At 71.0% G+C, this 21,580-nt stretch carries 14 protein-coding genes; 7 read left to right on the top strand and 7 right to left on the bottom strand.

The genetic code is table 11. The features are described from left to right. The first annotated feature begins 71 nt into the window (after window positions 1–71). Complete coding sequence (locus BX286_RS10970; protein WP_079426087.1) at window positions 72–1,289, top strand: DivIVA domain-containing protein; 1,218 nt, start codon at window positions 72–74, stop codon at window positions 1,287–1,289. Window positions 1,290–1,656: 367 nt separating this feature from the next. On the opposite strand, the gene ileS is transcribed toward BX286_RS10970, so the two are convergent. Further along, entirely contained in the window at window positions 1,657–4,803 is a 3,147-nt protein-coding gene (gene ileS, locus BX286_RS10965; protein WP_121017614.1) for an isoleucine--tRNA ligase, read from the bottom strand. Window positions 4,804–5,404: 601 nt separating this feature from the next. Between ileS and BX286_RS10960 the strand changes: the two genes are divergently transcribed. The 4 genes from BX286_RS10960 (at window position 5,405) to BX286_RS10945 (ending at window position 10,085) form a co-directional block, all read left to right on the top strand. Then, complete coding sequence (locus BX286_RS10960) at window positions 5,405–6,778, top strand: histone H1-like repetitive region-containing protein (protein WP_261993400.1); 1,374 nt, start codon at window positions 5,405–5,407, stop codon at window positions 6,776–6,778. 67 nt (window positions 6,779–6,845) lie between these two features. After that, window positions 6,846–7,412 (top strand): signal peptidase II, encoded by a 567-nt coding sequence (lspA, locus tag BX286_RS10955; protein ID WP_100863809.1) that lies wholly within the window; start codon window positions 6,846–6,848, stop codon window positions 7,410–7,412. Window positions 7,413–7,465: 53 nt separating this feature from the next. Continuing rightward, the gene (locus BX286_RS10950) at window positions 7,466–8,407 is read left to right on the top strand and encodes an RluA family pseudouridine synthase (RefSeq protein ID WP_079426078.1); all 942 of its coding nucleotides are present in this window, start codon (window positions 7,466–7,468) and stop codon (window positions 8,405–8,407) included. 85 nt (window positions 8,408–8,492) lie between these two features. Continuing rightward, window positions 8,493–10,085 carry a Na+/H+ antiporter gene (locus tag BX286_RS10945; protein WP_100863810.1) on the top strand — a complete coding sequence of 531 codons (1,593 nt, stop codon included), beginning with the start codon at window positions 8,493–8,495 and terminating at the stop codon, window positions 10,083–10,085. Window positions 10,086–10,090: 5 nt separating this feature from the next. On the opposite strand, the gene BX286_RS10940 is transcribed toward BX286_RS10945, so the two are convergent. Further along, complete coding sequence (locus BX286_RS10940) at window positions 10,091–11,128, bottom strand: mechanosensitive ion channel family protein (RefSeq protein ID WP_100864282.1); 1,038 nt, start codon at window positions 11,126–11,128, stop codon at window positions 10,091–10,093. Between the two features lie 64 nt (window positions 11,129–11,192). On the opposite strand from BX286_RS10940, the gene BX286_RS10935 reads away from it, so the two are divergent. Beyond that, window positions 11,193–11,771, top strand: a complete 579-nt coding sequence (locus tag BX286_RS10935) for a dienelactone hydrolase family protein (RefSeq protein WP_079426072.1) — start codon at window positions 11,193–11,195, stop codon at window positions 11,769–11,771. A gap of 72 nt (window positions 11,772–11,843) precedes the next feature. Here BX286_RS10935 and BX286_RS10930 read toward each other — a convergent pair whose 3' ends face one another. From BX286_RS10930 to BX286_RS10910, 5 genes are all read right to left on the bottom strand, one after another. Further along, complete coding sequence (locus tag BX286_RS10930) at window positions 11,844–12,812, bottom strand: zinc metalloprotease (protein ID WP_079426069.1); 969 nt, start codon at window positions 12,810–12,812, stop codon at window positions 11,844–11,846. A gap of 232 nt (window positions 12,813–13,044) precedes the next feature. Further along, complete coding sequence (locus tag BX286_RS10925) at window positions 13,045–14,724, bottom strand: alkaline phosphatase (RefSeq protein WP_079426066.1); 1,680 nt, start codon at window positions 14,722–14,724, stop codon at window positions 13,045–13,047. Between the two features lie 127 nt (window positions 14,725–14,851). Next, the gene (locus tag BX286_RS10920; RefSeq protein WP_079426063.1) at window positions 14,852–15,646 is read right to left on the bottom strand and encodes a DsbA family protein; all 795 of its coding nucleotides are present in this window, start codon (window positions 15,644–15,646) and stop codon (window positions 14,852–14,854) included. Window positions 15,647–15,690: 44 nt separating this feature from the next. Continuing rightward, on the bottom strand, window positions 15,691–16,383 hold the full coding sequence (locus tag BX286_RS10915; RefSeq protein ID WP_121014916.1) for a hypothetical protein: 693 nt from the start codon (window positions 16,381–16,383) through the stop codon (window positions 15,691–15,693). 73 nt (window positions 16,384–16,456) lie between these two features. Further along, window positions 16,457–17,782 carry a DUF2252 domain-containing protein gene (locus tag BX286_RS10910; RefSeq protein WP_079426058.1) on the bottom strand — a complete coding sequence of 442 codons (1,326 nt, stop codon included), beginning with the start codon at window positions 17,780–17,782 and terminating at the stop codon, window positions 16,457–16,459. Between the two features lie 169 nt (window positions 17,783–17,951). Here BX286_RS10910 and dnaE point away from each other — a divergent pair, with 169 nt between their 5' ends. Continuing rightward, window positions 17,952–21,491, top strand: coding sequence for a DNA polymerase III subunit alpha (gene dnaE, locus BX286_RS10905; RefSeq protein ID WP_079426055.1), 3,540 nt, complete (start codon window positions 17,952–17,954; stop codon window positions 21,489–21,491). Window positions 21,492–21,580 lie beyond the last annotated feature (89 nt).

Below are 21,580 nucleotides of genomic sequence, written 5' to 3'. Positions count from 1 at the left end.
CCCCGCGCCTGCGGGGACAGTCCCGATACGGTCCTGCCGACTGCCGACGACTACGTAGAGGTGAAGAAGACATGCCGCTGACTCCCGAGGACGTGCGGAACAAGCAGTTCACGACCGTCCGCCTGCGAGAAGGCTATGACGAGGACGAGGTCGATGCCTTCCTCGACGAGGTCGAAGCCGAGCTGACGCGCCTGCTGCGCGAGAACGAGGACCTGCGCGCGAAGCTGGCCGCCGCCACGCGTGCCGCCGCGCAGAGCCAGCAGCAGGCCAACATGCGCAAGCCGGAACCCCAGGACCAGCGAGGCCCGGGCGCCCCCGTGCCGGCGGCCATATCCGGCCCGCCGCAGCAGCAGCAGCCGCAGATGGGCCCGCCGCAGCTGCCGGGCGGCCAGCCCCAGCTGCCCCCGGGCCCCGGCGGACACGGACCGCAGGGTCCGGGCCCGATGGGCGGCCCCATGCAGCAGCAGTCCATGGGTGGCCAGCACCCCATGGCGCCGCAGCAGCAGATGGGCCAGCAGCAGATGCAGCAGCAGATGCAGCAGCAGTCCATGGGCGGCCAGAACCAGCTCGGCCAGCCCATGGGGCAGCAGATGCAGCCCATGGGTCAGCAGATGCAGCCGATGGGCCAGCAGATGCAGCCCATGCAGCAGCCGCAGCTCCCGCAGCAGGGCCCCGGTGGCGACAGCGCCGCCCGCGTCCTGTCGCTCGCCCAGCAGACCGCCGACCAGGCGATCGCGGAGGCCCGCTCCGAGGCCAACAAGATCGTCGGCGAGGCCCGTTCGCGCGCCGAGGGCCTGGAGCGGGACGCCCGCGCCAAGGCCGACGCGCTGGAGCGGGACGCGCAGGAGAAGCACCGCGTCGCGATGGGCTCCCTGGAGTCTGCCCGCGCCACGCTCGAGCGCAAGGTCGAGGACCTGCGGGGCTTCGAGCGCGAGTACCGTACGCGTCTGAAGTCCTACCTGGAGTCGCAGCTGCGCCAGCTGGAGACCCAGGCCGACGACTCCCTGGCCCCGCCGCGCACCCCGGCCGGCCCGGCCCTGCCGCCGTCGCCGTCCCCGTCGATGGCTCCGGCCGGCGCGATGGGCATGGGCGGACCGTCCCCGATGGGCGGCCCCTCGCCGATGGGCGGCCCCTCCCCGATGAGCGGTGCTCCGTCCTACGGCGGGCAGCAGCAGATGTCCCCGGCGATGACGCAGCCGATGGCTCCGGTGCGGCCGGCCGCTCCGCAGCCGATGCAGCAGGCGCCGTCGCCGATGCGGGGCTTCCTGATCGACGAGGACGACAACTGACGTAGCCGTCGGCAGTCTCTACGGGCCGGGCCCGGTTCCCCTGAGGGGGACCCGGGCCCGGCCCGTTTCCCGTCCCCGGGGCCGGAGGTCCGCTGCGCGGGGCGAGGTCCCCCACCCGCCCTTCGCCCGTTCCCTGGGGCTCCGCCCCAGACCCCGCGCCTCAAACGCCGGCGGGGCTGGATTTGCCCTGCGGGCAATCCAGCCCGCGCGGCGTTTGAGCGCACGTACAGGGCCCGGGGCGGCGCCCCGGGTTCTTTCCAGCCGCACCGGCGATTGAGGCGGGAACGGAGGAAGGGCGGGGCGGGGAGAAAGCACGAAAGCGGCGCCCCCCCCGCACGGGGAGGGCGCCGCTTCGGTGGGCCGAGGGCTACGCCTTGCGGAGCCGGAACGTCAGGGCGAGGGACTCGTCCTCGAAGGCGGAGCCGTACGACGCGTCGGCCTCGCCGGAGGCGAAGTCCGTCGCCAGGACCTCGTCCGCGATCAGGGCCGCGTGGTCCGTGAGGGCCGTGACGACCTCCGGCGACGTGGACGACCAGCGCAGGGCGATGCGGTCCGCGACGTCCAGGCCGGAGTTCTTGCGGGCCTCCTGGATCAGGCGGATCGCGTCACGGGCCAGGCCCGCCAGCCGCAGCTCCGGGGTGATCTCCAGGTCGAGCGCGACCGTCGCACCGGAGTCCGAGGCCACCGACCAGCCCTCGCGCGGGGTTTCGGTGATGATGACCTCCTCCGGGGTGAGGGTCACCTCCTCACCGTTCACCGTCACGACCGCCGAGCCGGAGCGCAGGGAGAGGGACAGGGCGGCGGCGTCGGCCGCGGCCACCGCCTTCGCCACGTCCTGCACGCCCTTGCCGAACCGCTTGCCCAGCGCCCGGAAGTTCGCCTTCGCCGTCGTGTCCACCAGCGAGCCGCCCACCTCGGAGAGGGAGGCCAGGGAGGAGACGTTCAGCTCCTCCGTGATCTGTGCCTGGAGCTCCGGCGACAGCGCGTCGAAGCCGGCCGCGCCGACCAGCGCGCGCGACAGCGGCTGGCGGGTCTTGACACCCGACTCGGCGCGCGTCGCACGGCCCAGCTCCACCAGGCGGCGGACCAGCAGCATCTGCTGCGACAGCGCCGGGTCGATCGCCGCCGTGTCCGCCGTCGGCCAGGTGGACAGGTGCACCGACTCCGGAGCGTCCGGCGAGACGGGGACGACCATGTCCTGCCAGACCCGCTCCGTGATGAAGGGGGTCAGCGGGGCCATCAGGCGGGTGACCGTCTCGACGACCTCGTGCAGCGTGCGCAGGGCCGCCTTGTCGCCCTGCCAGAACCGGCGGCGCGAGCGGCGCACGTACCAGTTGGACAGGTCGTCCACGAACGCGGACAGCAGCTTGCCGGCGCGCTGGGTGTCGTACGCCTCCATCGCCTCGGTGACCTCGGCGACGAGCGAGTTGAGCTCGGACAGCAGCCAGCGGTCCAGCACCGTGCGGTCCGCCGGCGCCGGGTCGGCCGCCGAGGGGGCCCACTCGGACGTGCGGGCGTACAGGGCCTGGAAGGCGACGGTGTTCCAGTACGTGAGGAGCGTCTTGCGGACGACCTCCTGGATGGTGCCGTGGCCCACGCGGCGCGCCGCCCACGGGGAGCCGCCGGCCGCCATGAACCAGCGCACCGCGTCCGCGCCGTGCTGGTCCATGAGCGGGATCGGCTGGAGGATGTTGCCCAGGTGCTTGGACATCTTGCGGCCGTCCTCGGCGAGGATGTGGCCCAGGCAGACCACGTTCTCGTACGCGGACTTGTCGAAGACCAGCGTGCCGACCGCCATCAGGGTGTAGAACCACCCGCGGGTCTGGTCGATCGCCTCCGAGATGAACTGCGCCGGGTAGCGCTTCTCGAAGATCTCCTTGTTCTTGTACGGGTAGCCCCACTGCGCGAACGGCATCGAGCCCGAGTCGTACCAGGCGTCGATGACCTCCGGCACGCGGACGGCGGTCAGGGAGCAGCCCTCGGCGGTGCACGTGAAGGTCACGTCGTCGATGTACGGGCGGTGCGGGTCCAGGGCGGAGTGGTCCTGCCCGGACAGCTCGCTCAGCTCCGCGCGCGAGCCGACGCAGGTGAGGTGGTTCTCCTCGCAGCGCCAGATCGGCAGCGGGGTGCCCCAGTAGCGGTTGCGGGAGAGCGCCCAGTCGATGTTGTTGTTCAGCCAGTCGCCGAAGCGGCCCTGCTTGACCGACTCGGGGAACCAGTTCGTCTTCTCGTTCTCCCGCAGCATCGCGTCCTTGACGGCGGTGGTGCGGACGTACCAGGACGGCTGCGCGTAGTAGAGCAGGGCCGTGTGGCAGCGCCAGCAGTGCGGGTAGCTGTGCTCGTAGGCGATGTGCTTGAAGAGCAGGCCGCGCGCGTCGAGGTCGGCGGTCAGCTTCTCGTCGGCCTTCTTGAAGAAGACGCCGCCGACGAGCGGGACCTCCTCCTCGAAGGTGCCGTCGGGGCGGACCGGGTTCACGACCGGCAGGCCGTACGCGCGGCAGACCGCGAGGTCGTCGGCGCCGAAGGCGGGGGACTGGTGGACCAGACCGGTGCCGTCCTCGGTCGTGACGTACTCGGCGTTCACGACGTAGTGGGCCTCGGCCGGGAACTCGACGAGGTCGAAGGGGCGCTGGTAGGTCCAGCGCTCCATCTCCTTGCCGGTGAAGGTCTGACCGGTGGCCTCCCAGCCCTCGCCGAGGGCCTTCTCCAGCAGCGGCTCGGCGACCACCAGCTTCTCTTCGCCGTTCGTGGCGACGACGTACGTGACGTCGGGGTGGGCGGCGACCGCCGTGTTGGACACCAGGGTCCAGGGGGTGGTCGTCCAGACCAGGAGCGCGGCCTCGCCGGCGAGCGGGCCGGAGGTCAGCGGGAAGCGGACGTAGACGGAGGGGTCGACGACCGTCTCGTAGCCCTGCGCCAGCTCGTGGTCCGAGAGGCCGGTGCCGCAGCGCGGGCACCAGGGGGCGACGCGGTGGTCCTGGACCAGCAGGCCCTTGTTGAAGATCTCCTTCAGCGACCACCACACGGATTCCACGTACTCGGGGTCCATGGTCCGGTAGGCGTCGTCCAGGTCGACCCAGTAGCCCATACGGGTCGTGAGCTCGGTGAACGCGTCGGTGTGGCGGGTCACGGACTCACGGCACTTGGCGTTGAACTCGGCGATGCCGTACGCCTCGATGTCCTGCTTGCCGTTGAAGCCGAGCTCCTTCTCGACGGCGAGCTCGACCGGCAGGCCGTGGCAGTCCCAGCCGGCCTTGCGGGCCACGTGGTAGCCGCGCATGGTGCGGAAGCGGGGGAAGACGTCCTTGAAGACGCGGGCCTCGATGTGGTGCGCGCCGGGCATGCCGTTCGCGGTGGGCGGGCCCTCGTAGAAGACCCACTCGGGGCGTCCCTCGGACTGCTCCAGCGTCTTGGCGAAGGTCTTGCTCTCGCGCCAGAAGTCGAGGACGGCGTGCTCGAGGGCGGGCAGGTCGACCTGGGCGGGTACCGGGCGGTACTGCGGCGGTGTGGTCATGAGGCTGAACTCTTCCTCCGGCGGGTGTGTCACTTCCGTCCGGAGGGACGAGAGCGCGTGCTGCTCCCGCGGTACCACCCTCCTTGGCCTCCGGACGGGTCCGGCGGCCCCCTCATTGGGGTGCGAAGCCGGTTCTACCGGCCCTACGGGGATCCCGTGCGGGCTTTCTTCCGGCGGCTCCGGGGTGATCCTTCACGTCGCGCTCGCCCCCGGGCTCTCACCGTCCCCGGGTCGCTCCTGGCTGCGTCCGACGCTACTCGTCCCCATCCATGCCTTTCGCTGCGCCCAGTGTACGGGCCGGGGCGCGGGTCGGCAGACCGGTTTTCGGCGGGGCGCGGCGCGACGGGTCGAGGGAGGGGGCGGGGCGTGACCCGGACGGCGGGACGCGGCGGCCGGGGATCCGCGGGGTCGGCGGGACGGATTACGGGGGCTCCCGCTGGGCACAACGGATGCAGGTTGACCTCGATGGACGCGTGCCCCGTTGCCGTGGGGTCGGAGCCGATTTATCGTTCCGGCACGATTTGGCTAAAAAGGCCACATCCGGTGAAAAGGGGCCGCGGCCATGGTGGCGAAGAAGACGGCGACACGGGAGGTGGCTGCTGTGCCAGGCTCCACGGCTGCCGCCGAACGGGCCGCGCCGGCGAAGAAGGCGGCGCCCGACGGGGTCCCGGTCGGCAAGGCGATGGCGAAGAAGACCGCGTCCCTGTCTGCCGGGGCTCCGGCGGAGCAGGCGGCCGCCAAGAAGACCGCGGCCAAGAAGGCCCCCGCGAAGAAGGCGGCCACCGAGAAGGCGGCGGCGGGGAAGGCGGCGGCGGGGAAGGCAACGGCGAAGAGGACCGCGGCCGAGGGCGCGACGGCCGAGAACCCGGTGGCCAAGAAGGCCGCGGCGAAGAAGACCACGGCCGGGAAGGCGGTCGCCAAGAAGGTCCCGGCCGAGAAGGCGGCGGCCAAGGAGCCGACGGCCGGGAAGGTGGCCGAGAAGGCGGCGGCGAAGAAGACAGCGGCTGGGAAGGCGGCTGCCGAGAAGCCGGTGGCCAAGAAGGCCGCGGCCAAGGAGGCGGTGGCCGGGAAGGCTGCGGCGAAGAAGACGGTGACCAAGGAGGCGGTGGCCGAGGAGGCGGCGGCGAAGAAGACAGCCGCCGGGAAGACGACGGCCGAGAAGCCGGTGGCCAAGAAGGCCGCGGCCGGGAAGGCTGCGGCCAGGGAGGCGGTGGCCGGGAAGGCTGCGGGGAAGAACACCGCGGCCGGCAAGGCGACAGCCGACAAGCCGGTGGCCGACAAGCCGGCGGCCGAGACGGCGTCGGCCGGGCAGGCCCCGGACACAGAGGCGCCGGCCGGGCAGGCGGTGGTGAGGGAGGTCCCGGCCCAGGCGGCTGGGGTCGGGAAGGCTCCTGCTGGGAAGGCGGCCGGTGTGGCCGGGCGGGGGGCGGGAAAGGGCGCGGCCGGGGCGGCCGTGGCCGAGGGGGCGGCCCCGGCCGCGCGGAAGACGGGAGCTCGGAAAGTGGTTGCCAAGAAGACCGCGGGCACGGCCCGCAAGACGGCCGACGACACCGCCGGCGGCCTCGCGGCCGCAACCCCGGGCGAGCTAGCCGTACGCCCCGGGGAGGAGCCCTGGACCGCCGAGGAGGTCGCGGAGGCCCGTACGGAGCTGCTCTCGGAGGTGATGCGGCTGCGCGTGGAGCTGGAGGCCTCCGAGATGGCCATCTCGGGCCTGATGCGGGACTCGGGCGACGGCGCGGGCGACGACCAGGCCGACACCGGCACCAAGAACATCACCCGGGAGTCCGAGCTGGCCCTCGCGGCGAACGCCACCTCGATGCTGGAGCAGACCGAGCGGGCGCTGGAACGCCTGGAGGCGGGCACGTACGGGCTCTGCGAGAACTGCGGCAAGCCCATCGGCAAGGCCCGCATGCAGGCCTTCCCGCGCGCCACGCTGTGCGTGGACTGCAAGCAGAAGCAGGAACGAAGGCACTAGCCAGGGGGTACGCACACTGACGTACTCTCGTGTCTCGTCGGGATCGAGCTAGTTTCGAGGGACTCACGTGGCAGAGGCGGAGCGCATCATCGGTACGCCGGAGGTCGGGGACGACGCCGAGCCGCAGTCGGAGCCCGCCGTGCCCCGGGGGCGGCGGCGGATCGCGGCGCTGCTGGTCGTGGCGGTGCTGGCGTACCTGCTCGACCTCGGCAGCAAGATGCTGGTCGTGTCCCGGCTGGAGCACCGGCCGCCGATCGAGATCGTCGGCAACCTGCTGAAGCTCGACGCGATCCGCAACCCCGGCGCGGCCTTCGGCTTCGGCGGGGCCTTCACGATCATCTTCACCCTGATCGCGGCGACCGTGATCGTGGTGATCGTGCGGCTGGCCCGCAAGCTGTACAGCCTGCCGTGGGCGATCGCCCTGGGCCTGCTGCTGGGCGGCGCGCTGGGCAACCTGACCGACCGGATCTTCCGCTCGCCGGGCGTGTTCCGGGGGGCCGTCGTCGACTTCATCGCGCCGGCCCATTTCGCCGTGTTCAACCTCGCCGACTCGGCGATCGTGTGCGGCGGGATCCTGATCGTCCTGCTGTCGTTCAAGGGCCTGGACCCGGACGGCACCGTCCACAAGGACTGACGGCGGGGCCGCGCGCGGGACGGGACCTGCGCCGAGTCCGGCATACTCGACGGGTGAGTACGATTCCCGAGATCCGCACCCTGCCCGTTCCCGATGGCCTGGAAGGCGAGCGCGTCGACGCCGCGATCGCCCGTATGTTCGGTTTTTCCCGGACGAAGGCGGCCGAACTGGCGGCGGAGGGGAAGGTCTCGGTCGACGGCAGTGTCGTCGGCAAGTCCGAGCGCGTGCACGGCGGGGCCTGGCTGGAGGTCGAGATGCCCGCTCCGCCGAGGCCGGTCGAGCTGGTGGCCGAGCCGGTGCCAGGCATGGAGATCATCCACGACGACGACGACGTCGTGGTCATCATGAAGCCGGTCGGCGTCGCCGCCCATCCCAGCCCCGGCTGGACCGGCACCACCGTCATCGGAGGCCTGGCCGCGGCCGGCTACCGGATCTCCACCTCGGGCGCGTCCGAGCGGCAGGGCATCGTGCACCGCCTCGACGTCGGCACCTCCGGCCTGATGGCCGTGGCCAAGTCGGAGCGCGCGTACACCTCGCTGAAGAACCAGTTCCGCGAGCGGGTCGTGGACAAGCGGTACCACGCGCTGGTGCAGGGGCACCCGGACCCGATGAGCGGCACCATCGACGCGCCGATCGGGCGGCACCCGAGCGCGGACTACAAGTGGGCGGTGACGCAGGACGGCAAGCCGTCGGTCACGCACTACGACCTGATCGAGGCGTTCCGGGCGGCGTCGCTGCTGGACATCAAGCTGGAGACGGGGCGTACGCACCAGATCCGCGTGCACATGTCGGCGCACCGGCACCCGTGCGTCGGCGACCTGACCTACGGGGCCGACCCGACGGTCGCGAAGCGGCTGGGGCTCACGCGGCAGTGGCTGCACGCCGTGCGGCTGGGCTTCGAGCACCCCGCCGACGGGCAGTGGGTGGAGTTCGAGAGCACCTACCCCGCCGACCTCCAGCACGCCCTGGACGTCATCCGGGCCGAAAGCCAGTAGGGGCCCCGGCGGGCGGGGCAGCGCCCGGAACGGGTCAGGGGGCTCAATCCCCGGATGCGGCGCAGCCCCCTGGCAGGGTGGACGAGTGGATCAGCTCGCTCTGCTCTTCGTGCTGTTGCTCGGCGCCGTCGTCACCGTTCCGCTCGGGGACCGGCTGGGCCTGCCCGCGCCCGTGCTGATGACCCTCGGCGGGGTCGCGCTGGCGCTGGTGCCGGTCGTGCCCAATGTCGACATCCCGCCCGAGTACATCCTGCCCCTGCTGCTGCCGCCCCTGCTGTACGCCTCCGCGCAGCGCACCTCCTGGCGGCAGTTCGCGGCCAACGTCCGGCCGATCCTGCTGCTGGCGGTGGCCCTGGTCTTCGTGACCACCGCCGCCGTGGCCGCCGTCGCGGGCGCCGTCGTCCCCGGGCTGCCCGTCGCGGCGGCCGTCGCGCTCGGCGCGCTCGTCGCCCCGCCCGACCCGGTCGCGGCCACCGCCGTGGCCGGCTCGCTCGGGCTGCCGCGGCGCATGGTGTCGATCCTGGAGGGCGAAGGGCTCTTCAACGACGTCACCGCGATCGTCCTGTACCACGTGGCCGTCGCGGCCGCGGTGAGCGGAAGCTTCTCCTGGCCCGCCGCGCTCGGGGAGTTCGTCCTGTCCGCCGTGGTGGCCGTGGCCATCGGGTTCGCGCTGGGCTGGGTCACCAACCGGCTGATGGACCGGCTCGGGGACGCCACCCTCCAGATCGGGCTGACCGTCCTGGTGCCGTTCGTCTCGTACGTGGTGGCCGAGGAGCTGCGGGGCTCGGGCGTGCTGGCCGTGCTGACCACCGCCCTGTTCCTCGCCGAGTACGCGACCGATGCCGACGACGTGCTGGGCCGCCTCGCCGGGCACACCTTCTGGGAGGTCATCGACGTCCTGGTGACCGGCGTGGCCTTCGGGCTGATCGGGCTGGAGCTGCACAACGTCTTCGGCGTCGCGAAGGGCCGCGAGTGGGAGATGGCCGGCTGGGCGGCGGCCGTGATCGCGGTGGTGGTCGCCGTACGGCTGGCGTGGCTGCTGCCGGCGGGCTGGCTGGCGAAGAGGCTGCACGGGCGGCGCGACTACGAGGAGGAGATCCCGCTGAGCTGGCGGGAGAGCGTGGTCATGTGGTGGGCGGGGATGCGCGGGGTGGCGTCCGTCGCGCTGGCCCTGGCCATCCCGCTCCGGACGGACGCCGGGGAACCCTTCCCGGACCGGGACGAGATCGTCTTCATCGCCTTCGCCGTGATCATGGCCACGCTGGTGTTCCAGGGGCTGACCCTGCCCTGGCTGGTGCGGCGGCTGGGCGTGGAGGCGGACACGGACGCCGAACGGGAGGGCGAGCGGGCGCTCGCGCTGCGCGCGGCGAAGGCGGCGAAGCGGCGGCTGAGGGAGATCGAGGAGGTCGAGGACCTTCCGGAGGACCTGGTCGAGGTCCTGTACCGGCGCGCGTACGACGTGGGGGCGAGGATCAGCCCGGACCTGGTCGACGAGGAACGCCGCGAGGCCTACGCCAAGCGGGTGGAGCGGATCCGGCAGGTCCAGCGGATCCAGCGGGAGATGATGTCCGCCGCCCGCCACGAGGTCCTGTCGGCCCGCAGCGAACCGGGGGCGGACCCGGAGATCGTCGACCGGGTGCTGCGGCACCTCGACGTCCGCAGTCTGCGCAGTACGTAGCGGACTCAGTCGCGCGGGGGTGCCTCCGCCGTGGTGATGCGGGGGAGGGCGTACGGGTGCTCCGCCGCCAGCCAGGTGATCAGTTGCTCGCGGACCGCGCAGCGCAGGGTCCACAGGTCGTCGGCGTCCTTCGCGGTGACCACCGCGCGGACCACGATGGTGTTCGGGGTGGTGTCCGTGACGGCCAGGCTGCCCGTGCGGCCGTCCCATTCGGGGAGGTCCTTGAGGAGTTCGGCGAGCTTGTCCCGCATCCGGGCGACCGGGGCCGAGTGGTCCAGGTGCCAGAAGACCGTGCCGGTCATCTGGGCGCCGCCGCGCGACCAGTTCTCGTACGGCTTGCTCGTGAAGTACGAGACCGGCATCGTGATGCGGCGCTCGTCCCAGGTGCGGACCACCAGGAAGGTCAGGGTGATCTCCTCGACCTTGCCCCACTCCTTGTCCACGACCACCGTGTCCCCGATGCGCACGGTGTCGCCGAAGGCGATCTGGAGCCCGGCGAAGACGTTGCCGAGGGAGGCCTGTGCGGCGATGCCCGCCACGATGCCGAGGACTCCGGCCGAGGCCAGCACCGAGGCGCCGACGGTGCGCATCGCGGGGAAGGTCAGCAGCATCGCGGCCGAGGCGACCACGACGGCCACGGCGGTGACGGCCCGCTGGATCAGGGTGACCTGGGTGCGCACGCGCCGCACCCGGGCGTCGTCCGGCGCGGAGGCGGCGTAGCGGGCGTACGCGGAGTCGACGACCGCGGTGGCGATGCCGACGAGCAGCCAGGCCGTCGAGGCGATCTGGACCAGGGTCAGGACGTGGCCCACGGCGCCCGCGTGACCGGGCAGGATGTGCGCCGGCCGGTAGGCGGCCTGGAGGGCGGCGGTGGCCAGTACGAGCCGGAACGGCAGGACGCAGCGGCGCAGCAGCCCCCACAGCGGGGTCTCGGTGTGCCGGGCGTCGGCCTGGCGCAGCAGCAGGTCGAGCAGCCAGCCGGCGAGCAGGGTGAGGACCAGTACGGCGCAGACGACGGTGGCGGGACGCAGGGCGTTCTCCATCTCCATGCAGGAGAACCTATCCACGGGGCGCCGCCGGACTCCTGCCATTGCGGGCAATGGCACGATGGGAGGCATGAACATCATGCTCTTCCACTCGACGTACGGGCTGCGGCCCGCGGTGCACGCGGCGGCCGACCGGCTGCGGGCCGCCGGACACCGGGTACAGGTGCCCGACCTCTTCGAGGGCCGTACGTTCGAGACGTTCGAGGAGGGCGTGGCCCACCTGGAGGAGGTGGGCCGCGACGAGCTGCTCAAGCGGGCGGTGCTGGCCGCGGCGCCCTTCTCCGACCAGGGCCTGGTCTACGCCGGTTTCGACTTCGGCGGCTCGGTCGCCCAGCACCTGGCGCTGGCCGACGACAAGGCGCGCGGGCTGCTGCTCCTGCACGGTACGGCGGACCTGGAGGACGACACCTCGGCCGACGAACTGCCGGTACAGCTGCACATGGCGGACCCGGACCCCTTCGAGACGCACGACTGGCTGACGGCCTGGTACCTGAGGATGCGGCGGGCCGGGGCCGACGTGGAGATCCACAGCTACCCGGGTGCGGGGCACCTGTTCACGGACCCGGACCTGGACGACTACGATGCGGACGCCGCCGGGGAGGTCTGGCGCATCGCGCTGGCGTTCCTCGACAGCCTGTAGGGGGCGGCCGGAACGGGCAGGGCCCGGCGCTCGGTGCGCCGGGCCCTGCCGTGTGTGGAGCGGTGAGCGCGATCAGGCGCGGTAGGCGGTCCACATGCTCTGCATGCGCGAGACCTGGCCCGCGGTGAACTGGTACATGCAGGAGTCGTACGTGTAGTCCATGAAGTTGTGGATCGGGTCGACGCCCGCCTTGGTGGTGCAGGAGTCACGGCCGGTCGGGCACTCGAAGGCCGCGCTCTTCTCGGCCGGGGTGTCGGAGACGGAGTCGCCGCTGCCCGAGCAGCCGCCCTGGAAGGTGTGGTACAGGCCCATCCAGTGGCCGACCTCGTGGGTGGCGGTGTCGCCCTCGTTGTAGTTGGTGGCGGAGCCGCCGGGCAGCGAGGAGTTGAGGATGACCACGCCGTCCATGCTGGGGGCGGAGGCGTAGGAGCTCGGGAAGGTCGCCCAGCCGAGGAGGCCGCCGCCGAGGTTGGCGGTGTAGAGGTTGAGCGCGTTCTTGCCGCCCTTGCGCAGGGCGGTCTTCATGTCCTTCTCGGCCTGGGTGCCGTCGGAGACGGTGTACCAGGTGGCGTTGTCGGTGTAGTCCGTGCCGGCCAGGGAGAACTGGAAGCCGGAGTTGACGTTGCCGGTGCCCTGGCCGGCGTAGGCCGCGTTGAGGACGTTGATCTGGTTGTTGATGTCCGTCGCGGTCAGCTGGCCCTGCGTGCCGTTCGTGATCACGTGGACGTACACCGGGATGGTGGTCACGGCGGTGGCCAGCGAGGGAGCGGCTTCGCGGGCGCCGAAGAGCTGCTGCGGCGACAGCTGCATCTGGCTGAGCTTCTTGTTGAGGTCCGCGTCCATGGCCTTGGTCTGGGCCTCGGAGAGCTCGTTGGGCTCGGCGGCGTGCTTGTCCTTGGGCTTCGCGACACGGGCGTTGGCCGGGGCGGAGCCCTCCTCGGCACAGGCCTGGGCGCCGGTCTTGGGAGCGGCGGTGGCGACGGTGGTGGGGGCCGTCAGCGGGGCGAAGGCCAGGGTGGAGGCCAGAACGGCCGTGCCCATGAGGCGGCGGCGGAGAAGGGGGGATATGCGGGCAACAGCGCGCACGGTGACTCCTCGGCAAGCGTGGTGGGGGGTGAGGGATTTCCTCACGCTGGCCGGAAGTTTATGTGTCCATGTCATTCATTCCGCAAGTACCCGGAAGTTAAAGATTTGTTGCCTGCGGTACACCCGGGGCTCCTGGTCTGCACCAGGAGCCCCGTTGAACAGCAGATTTGACGGTGTATCAGGGGATTTAGAGAACCGGCCGGTCGACCCGCTCCACCTTCTGCGTGCCGTTCAGGGTCCGGTACGAGCGGGCCCAGGACGAGGTCGCGTCCTGGCGCCGCTTGTCCGAAACCACGTAATAGTCCATCTGCGAGCGCTCGGCCGTCACGTCCAGCACGCCGTAGCCGTGCGAGTCCATGTCCAGCCACTTCACGTGCCAGTTCGCGGCCTTGATGGCCGATTCCGCCACCACCGACACGGTGTGCGGAAGTACGTGCAGTGTGTCGTCGATGTTGTCGGACGTCACCGACGTGACCACGAACTCGGTTCCCACCGTGCCTGATCCCGGGTAGGTGGCCATGTTCACCGGGACGTCGTTCGCCCAGGCCATGTGGATGTCACCGGTCAGGAACACCGTGTTCTTGATGTTCCGGTCCTTCAAGTGGCCCAGGAGCTCCTTGCGATCGTCCGTGTAGCCGTCCCACTGGTCCACGTTGACCGCGAGGCCGCCCTCGGGCAGCCCCAGCAGGTGCGTGAGCGGCTGGAGCACCTGCGCGGGCAGCGAGCCGAAGGCCACCGGCGAGATCATCACCGAGGTGCCGACCAGCTTCCAGGTCGCGGTCGAGCCCGCCAGCCCGGCCTTGAGCCAGTCCAGCTGCGCCCGCCCGGTGATGGTGCGCTCCGGGTCGTCCACCGCGCCGCTGCCGGTCTTGGCCTGCTCCGAGCGGAAGGAGCGCAGGTCCAGCAGGTGCAGGTCTGCCAGGCTGCCGAAGCGCAGGCGACGGTACACGGTACCCGCGATGGAGGTGCGCACGGGCATCCACTCGAAGTACGCCTGCTTGGCCGCGGCGGCGCGGGCCGCCCAGTCGCCCTCGGTCGCCGGGGTGTGGTTGTTGGCGCCCCCGGACCAGGCGTTGTCGGCGAACTCGTGGTCGTCCCAGATGGCCACGATCGGGTGGGCCGCGTGCATCGCCTGGGCGTCGCGGTCCGTCTTGTACTGGCCGTGCCGGATCCGGTAGTCGGCCAGCGTGATGATCTCGTTCTTGGGCTCGTGCCCGCGCACGACGTACTTGGCCGCCGGGTACTCCCCGGTCTTGTACTCGTAGATGTAGTCGCCCAGGTGCAGGACCGCGTCCAGGTCGGTGCGGGCGGCCAGGTGGCGGTACGCCGAGAAGTAGCCGGACTCCCAGTTGGAGCAGGAGACCACGCCGAAGCGCACGCCCGGGGTGGCCGCGTCGGCCGCCGGGGCGGTCAGGGTGCGGGCGGCCGGGGAGACGGTGGCGCCGGCGGTGAAGCGGTACCAGTACGGGGTGTGCGGGCGCAGGCCGCGCACGTCCACCTTGACCGTGTGGTCGGAGGCGGCGCTCGCGGTGACGGAGCCCCGCGCGACGATGCTGGAGAAGGCCTTGTCCTCGGCAACCTCCCAGCCCACCGCGGTGTCCGGCCCCAGTCCGGAGCCGGGGACGGCCTCGGGGGTGGGGGTGACGCGGGTCCACAGCAGGACGCCGTCGGGCAGCGGGTCGCCGGAGGCGACGCCGTGCAGGAAGGCGGGGGCGGATTCGGCCGCCCGGGCGGTGGACGCGCCCAGGGCGATCGGCGCGAGGGCCGCCGTGGCGGCCGCGGCCAGAACGACCGTGCGGCGGCGCGGATTCGCCGCGGTCGCGGCGGAGTCCGGGGCAGGGGAGAGGGGGGTGAGATGACTGGTCACGGGCGCTCATATTACTGATCGGTATGTGTCCTGGAACAGTCACCGAACGACAACGGGCGGGCGAACTTTGAGAGTTCGCCCGCCCGTTATGGCGGAAATGCGGAAGAAGAGGCGACCTGGCGGCCCGTCAGCCCGCGATCGCCTTGTCGATGGCCGCGGTGAACGCCTCCGGGGTGGCCGGGGTGTCGATCTTCTTGCCGTCCATCTTCAGCGTCGGGGTGCCCGTGACACCGGACTTGTCGAAGGACTTCGACATGTCCATCGCCCACCGGTCGTAGGTGCCGTCCTCGACGGCCTTCTTGAACTCGGCGTTGCCCTTGAGGGCCGGGACGGTGTCCGCGACCTTCAGCAGGTAGTCGTCCTTGGCGAAGCTGTCGACGCGCTCGTCGGGGTGCAGCGCCTTGGAGTAGAGGGCCGCCTTGTAGTCGAGGAAGGCCTCGGGGCTGACGTTCAGCGCCGCGCCCAGCGCGCTCAGCGCGTTCTTCGAACCCTCGCCCTTGGCCCCGTTGTCGATGAAGGTGGCGCCGATGTACCGGAGCTTGAACTTGCCCGCGTCCACGTCCTTGCGGACCTGCTCGCCGACCGTCTGCTCGAAGGCGGCGCACGCGGGGCAGCGCGAGTCCTCGTAGAGCTCCAGGGTCTTCTTCGCCTCGGGCTTGCCGACGACCACGGTCAGGCCGTCCGCGCCCTCGGTGTTCTTCGGCTTGACCAGCGGGGCCTCGGCGGCCTTCTCCCAGTAGCCGGGCTGGCTGGACTGCACGACCGCGTAGCCGATGCCGCCGGCCAGCGCGAGGGCGGCGACGACGCCGGCGGCCACGAACACCTGGCGGCGGGCCTTGTCCTTCTTCGCCTGCTTCTCGCGCTCGACGCGCAGCTTCTCGCGGGCGGCGGCCTTGTTCTGCTGGCTGTTGCGGGAACTCATGGTGATCTCCGTGGGAAATGAGGGGGACTGTCCGTACGTACGCGTCAGACGCTCGCGAGCGTCGCCGTCCGTACGGGAGGTCCCCGCCGGCCCACGGAATGCGCCGGGAAACGGGTCCGGGCCACCGCGCCGGGCCGCGCCGGGCGCAGCGCCCGCCCGGTCCCGCCGGGGAGCGGCGCCACCGAGGCCGCCGCCAGCCGCAGCGGCCGGAAGGCGAAGGCGGCGACCGCCCGCAGCAGCCGCACCAGGGCCCGCTCGCCGTGGCGCAGCCAGGCGGCGGCGAGCAGCCCGACGCCGACGTGCGCGCCGAGCAGCAGCCACGGCGTCCACGGCCCGGGGGCGGCCGGCAGCACGGCCGGATCGCCGGCGGGCCCGGCCACCCCGGTCAGCGGGCCGCCCACCGGGGTCCCGCCGCACAGCCCGTCCAGGCCCAGCGCGTGCAGCGGCCCGGAGACCGGTCCGCCGGCGGGGCCGTAGCAGACGCGCTGCCCGGCGGTGAAGACCGTGTCGGCCGCCAGCTCCAGCGGGACCAGCAGGCCGGCGATCGGCCCGAAGCCCCGCTCGCGGCCGGCCAGGGCGTAGGCGAGGGCGAACACCGTGGCGAAGGCACCGCCGAGCAGGGTGGGCGGCAGCGGCACCCGGGACAGGAGCACGTGGGAGCCCGCCGAGAGCAGCACGACGAGCGCGCTGAACAGCGCGGCCCGCAGCCCCCGGATCCTCACCCCTGATATGTCCATCGCCGCGAGTCTGCCATGGCTTCCTGTGAGGAGGGGATCACGGGGGCCCCGTCGGCCGGCGGTCCCGCGGGACCTACGGCATGATCCGGCCGTTCCTGAAGAGGTCCACGAAGATCTGGTGGTCGGCGCGGGCCCGGGCCCCGTAGGCGTGGGCGAAGTCGACCAGGAGCTTCGGGAAGCCCTCCTCGTCGGCGGCGATCGCCGCGTCGATGGCCCGCTCGGTGGAGAAGGGGACCAGGGACTGGCCGCTCTCCGCCTCGTCGGCCGAGGCGTGCATGGTGGCCGTGGCCCGGCCGAGGTCCGCGACCACCGCCGCGATCTCCTGCGGGTCGTCCAGGTCCGACCAGTCCAGGTCCACCGCGTACGGGGAGACCTCCGCGACCAGCTGCCCGGCGCCGTCCAGCTCGGTCCAGCCCAGCCACGGGTCGGCGTGCGCCTGGAGGGCGCGCTGGGAGATCACCGTGCGGTGGCCCTCGTGCTGGAAGTACTCGCGGACCGCCCGGTCCGTGATGTGCCGGGAGACGGCCGGGGTCTGCGCCTGCTTGAGGTAGATCACGACGTCGTTCTCCAGGGCGTCGCTGTGCCCCTCCAGCAGGATGTTGTACGAGGGCAGCCCGGCCGAGCCGATGCCCACGCCCCGGCGGCCCACCACGTCCTTGACCCGGTAGGAGTCCGGGCGGACCAGGGACTCCTCCGGAAGGGTCTCCAGGTAGCCGTCGAAGGCGGCCAGCACCTTGTAGCGGGTGGCCGCGTCCAGCTCGATGGCCCCGCCGCCCTCGGAGAAGCGCCGCTCGTGGTCGCGGATCTCGGTCATCGAGTCCAGCAGGGAGAACCGGGTGCGCGAGCGGGCGTCGCGCAGGGCCCCGAGGAGGGGGCCCTCGGCGGTGTCCAGGGTGAAGGAGGCGACCTCCTCGTTCTTGGCGCCCGTGGCCAGCTGGTGGATGCGCTCGCGGTAGGCCTCCGCGTAGGTCCTCACGAGGGCGCTGATCTGCTCGTCGCTGAGCGCCTTGGTGTAGCCGATCAGGGCGACGGAGGCGGCGAAGCGCTTGAGGTCCCAGGTGAAGGGGCCGACGTAGGCCTCGTCGAAGTCGTTGACGTTGAAGACGAGCCGGCCGTTGGAGTCCATGTACGTGCCGAAGTTCTCCGCGTGGAGATCGCCGTGGATCCAGACCCGGCCGGTGCGCTCGTCGAGGAAGGGGCCGCCGTGCCGGTCGCGCTCCAGGTCGGCGTAGAAGAGGCAGGCCGTGCCCCGGTAGAAGGCGAAGGCCGAGGCGGCCATCTTCCGGAACTTGACCTGGAAGGCGGCGGGGTCGGCGGCCAGCAGCTCCCCGAAAGCGGTGTCGAACACATCGAGTATCTGCTCGGCGCGCTGCTCGTCGGTCGTCTCGGGAACCGCCATGGCGGATGCCTCCTGGTGCACGGGGTGGTACGGGTTCTGACCGACTGGACGTCGGACACGTGTTCCTGGTTCTGCAACGCCCGACCGTATCTCTCCGTGCCCCGGATCTGTCACCCGTGGGACGTAGGATTCATAGCTGCCGCCCCTCTCTCCTCCGGAGGCCCACACCGTGTCCAAGACGCCGTTCACGCACCTGCACGTCCACACCCAGTACTCGCTGCTGGACGGTGCCGCTCGGCTGAAGGACATGTTCGCCGCCTGCAATGAAATGGGCATGACGCACATCGCCATGTCCGACCACGGCAACCTCCACGGTGCGTACGATTTCTTCCACTCCGCCCAGAAGGCCGGGATCACCCCGATCATCGGAATCGAGGCGTACGTCGCCCCCGAGTCCCGGCGCAACAAGCGGCGCATCCAGTGGGGCCAGCCGCACCAGAAGCGGGACGACGTCTCCGGCTCCGGCGGTTACACGCACAAGACGATCTGGGCGGCGAACAGCACCGGCCTGCACAACCTCTTCCGGCTGTCCTCCGACGCCTACGCCGAGGGCTGGCTGACCAAGTGGCCCCGCATGGACAAGGAGACCATCGCCCAGTGGTCGGAGGGCCTGATCGCCTCCACCGGCTGCCCCTCCGGCGAGGTGCAGACGCGACTGCGCCTCGGCCAGTTCGACGAGGCGATCAAGGCGGCCTCGGACTACAAGGACATCTTCGGCGAGGGCCGCTACTTCCTGGAGCTGATGGACCACGGCATCGAGATCGAGCGCCGGGTCCGCGACGGCCTGCTGGAGATCGGCAAGAAGCTCGGCATCCCGCCACTGGTCACGAACGACTCCCACTACACCTACGCCCACGAGGCCGGCGCCCACGACGCCCTGCTCTGCATCCAGACCGGCAAGAACCTCTCCGACCCGGACCGCTTCAAGTTCGACGGCACCGGCTACTACCTGAAGTCCACGGACGAGATGTACGCCATCGACTCCTCGGACGCCTGGCAGGAGGGCTGCGCCAACACCTGGAAGGTGGCGGAGCAGGTCGACACCGAGGGCATGTTCAAGTTCCGCAACCTCATGCCGAAGTTCGACATCCCGGAGGGCTACACCGAGGTCACCTGGTTCCGCGAGGAGACCATGCGGGGCATGCACCGCCGCTTCCCCGGCGGGATCCCCGAGGACCGCATGAAGCAGGTCGAGTACGAGATGGACACCATCATCTCGATGGGCTTCCCCGGCTACTTCCTCGTGGTCGCCGACTTCATCATGTGGGCCAAGAACCAGGGCATCGCGGTCGGCCCCGGCCGAGGCTCCGCGGCCGGTTCGATCGTCGCCTACGCCCTCGGCATCACCGACCTCGACCCCATCCCGCACGGCCTGATCTTCGAGCGCTTCCTCAACCCCGAGCGCGTCTCCATGCCCGACGTCGACATCGACTTCGACGAGCGCAGGCGCGTCGAGGTGATCAGGTACGTCACCGAGAAGTACGGCCAGGACAAGGTCGCCATGATCGGCACCTACGGCACCATCAAGGCCAAGAACGCGATCAAGGACTCCGCGCGCGTCCTCGGCTACCCGTACGCCATGGGCGACCGCCTCACCAAGGCCATGCCCGCCGACGTCCTCGGCAAGGGCATCCCGCTCTCCGGCATCCTCGACCCCTCGCACCCCCGCTACAGCGAGGCCGGCGAGATCCGCGGGATGTACGAGAACGAGCCCGACGTGAAGAAGGTCATCGACACCGCCCGCGGCGTCGAGGGCCTGGTGCGCCAGATGGGCGTGCACGCCGCCGGCGTGATCATGTCCAGCGAGAAGATCACCGACCACGTGCCCGTCTGGGTCCGGCACACCGACGGCGTCACCATCACCCAGTGGGACTACCCGAGCTGCGAGTCGCTCGGCCTGCTGAAGATGGACTTCCTCGGCCTGCGCAACCTCACGATCATGGACGACGCCGTCAAGATGGTGAAGGCCAACAAGGGGATCGACATCGACCTCCTGGCCCTCCCGCTCGACGACCCCAAGACCTTCGAGCTGCTCCAGCGCGGCGACACCCTCGGCGTCTTCCAGTTCGACGGCGGCCCCATGCGCTCCCTGCTGCGCCTGATGAAGCCCGACAACTTCGAAGACATCTCCGCCGTGTCCGCGCTCTACCGCCCGGGCCCGATGGGCATGAACTCGCACACGAACTACGCCCTGCGCAAGAACAAGCAGCAGGAGATCACCCCGATCCACCCCGAGCTGGAGAAGCCGCTCGAAGAGGTGCTCGCGGTCACCTACGGCCTGATCGTCTACCAGGAGCAGGTGCAGAAGGCCGCCCAGATCATCGCCGGCTACTCGCTCGGCGAGGCCGACATCCTGCGCCGCGTGATGGGCAAGAAGAAGCCCGAGGAACTGGCCAAGAACTTCACGATCTTCCAGGCCGGCGCCCGGAAGAACGGCTACTCCGACCAGGCCATCCAGGCCCTCTGGGACGTCCTGGTCCCCTTCGCCGGCTACGCCTTCAACAAGGCCCACTCCGCCGCGTACGGCCTGGTCTCCTACTGGACCGCCTACCTCAAGGCGAACTACCCCGCCGAGTACATGGCGGGCCTGCTCACCTCGGTCAAGGACGACAAGGACAAGTCCGCGATCTACCTGAACGAGTGCCGGCGCATGGGCATCAAGGTGCTCCCGCCCAACGTCAACGAGTCCGAGTCCAACTTCGCCGCCCAGGGCGACGACGTGATCCTCTTCGGCCTCACCGCCGTCCGCAACGTCGGCCAGAACGTCGTCGACTCGATCATCAAGACCAGGAAGTCCAAGGGGAAGTACTCCTCCTTCCCCGACTTCCTCGACAAGGTCGAGGCCGTCGTCTGCAACAAGCGCACCATCGAGTCGCTGATCAAGGCCGGCGCCTACGACGAGATGGGCCACACCCGCAAGGGCCTGGTCGCCCACCACGAATCGATGATCGACAACGTGGTCGCGGTCAAGCGCAAGGAGGCCGAGGGCCAGTTCGACCTCTTCGGCGGAATGGGTGACGAGGAGAGCGACGAGCCCGGCTTCGGCCTCGACGTGGAGTTCTCCGACGTCGAGTGGGAGAAGTCCTACCTGCTCGCCCAGGAGCGCGAGATGCTCGGCCTCTACGTCTCCGACCACCCGCTCTTCGGCCTGGAGCACGTCCTCTCCGACAAGACGGACGCCGGCATCTCCCAGCTCACCGGCGGCGAGCACGCCGACGGTGCCGTGGTCACCATCGGCGGCATCATCTCCGGCCTCCAGCGCAAGATGACCAAGCAGGGCAACGCCTGGGCCATCGCCACCGTCGAGGACCTCGCCGGCTCCATCGAGTGCATGTTCTTCCCCGCCACCTACCAGCTCGTCTCCACCCAGCTGGTCGAGGACACCGTCGTCTTCGTCAAGGGCCGCCTCGACAAGCGCGAGGACGTCCCCCGCCTCGTCGCGATGGAGATGATGGTCCCCGACCTCTCCTCCGCCGGCACCAACGCCCCCGTCGTCCTGACCATCCCCACCGTCAAGGTCACTCCGCCGATGGTCACCCGACTGGGCGAGATCCTGCGCCACCACAAGGGCAACACCGAGGTGCGGATCAAACTCCAGGGCCCGCGCACCACCACCGTGCTGCGCCTCGACCGGCACCGGGTCCAGCCCGACCCGGCGCTCTTCGGCGACCTCAAGGTCCTGCTAGGCCCGTCCTGCCTGGCCGGCTAGCCCGGCCGGGCGAAGCAGCCGCCGCACGCACGGGAAGGGGGCCCGCCCCGGCACTGCCGGGGCGGGCCCCCTTCCGCTCTCACCGCTCG

It is taken from the genome of Streptomyces sp. 3211.6, from assembly GCF_003634815.1.
Taxonomy (GTDB): domain Bacteria; phylum Actinomycetota; class Actinomycetes; order Streptomycetales; family Streptomycetaceae; genus Streptomyces; species Streptomyces katrae_A.
This window is presented reverse-complemented; position numbering and strand designations above follow the sequence as displayed.

What these genes read in the sequence shown, in the direction of transcription:
- BX286_RS10970 (WP_079426087.1), top strand. Translation starts at nt 72, where the DNA reads ATGCCGCTGACTCCCGAGGACGTGCGGAACAAGCAGTTCACGACCGTC.
- ileS (WP_121017614.1), bottom strand. Translation starts at nt 4,803, where the DNA reads ATGACCACACCGCCGCAGTACCGCCCGGTACCCGCCCAGGTCGACCTG.
- BX286_RS10940 (WP_100864282.1), bottom strand. Translation starts at nt 11,128, where the DNA reads ATGGAGAACGCCCTGCGTCCCGCCACCGTCGTCTGCGCCGTACTGGTC.
- BX286_RS10935 (WP_079426072.1), top strand. Translation starts at nt 11,193, where the DNA reads ATGGGAGGCATGAACATCATGCTCTTCCACTCGACGTACGGGCTGCGG.
- BX286_RS10930 (WP_079426069.1), bottom strand. Translation starts at nt 12,812, where the DNA reads ATGGGCACGGCCGTTCTGGCCTCCACCCTGGCCTTCGCCCCGCTGACG.
- BX286_RS10920 (WP_079426063.1), bottom strand. Translation starts at nt 15,646, where the DNA reads ATGAGTTCCCGCAACAGCCAGCAGAACAAGGCCGCCGCCCGCGAGAAG.
- BX286_RS10915 (WP_121014916.1), bottom strand. Translation starts at nt 16,383, where the DNA reads ATGGACATATCAGGGGTGAGGATCCGGGGGCTGCGGGCCGCGCTGTTC.
- BX286_RS10910 (WP_079426058.1), bottom strand. Translation starts at nt 17,782, where the DNA reads ATGGCGGTTCCCGAGACGACCGACGAGCAGCGCGCCGAGCAGATACTC.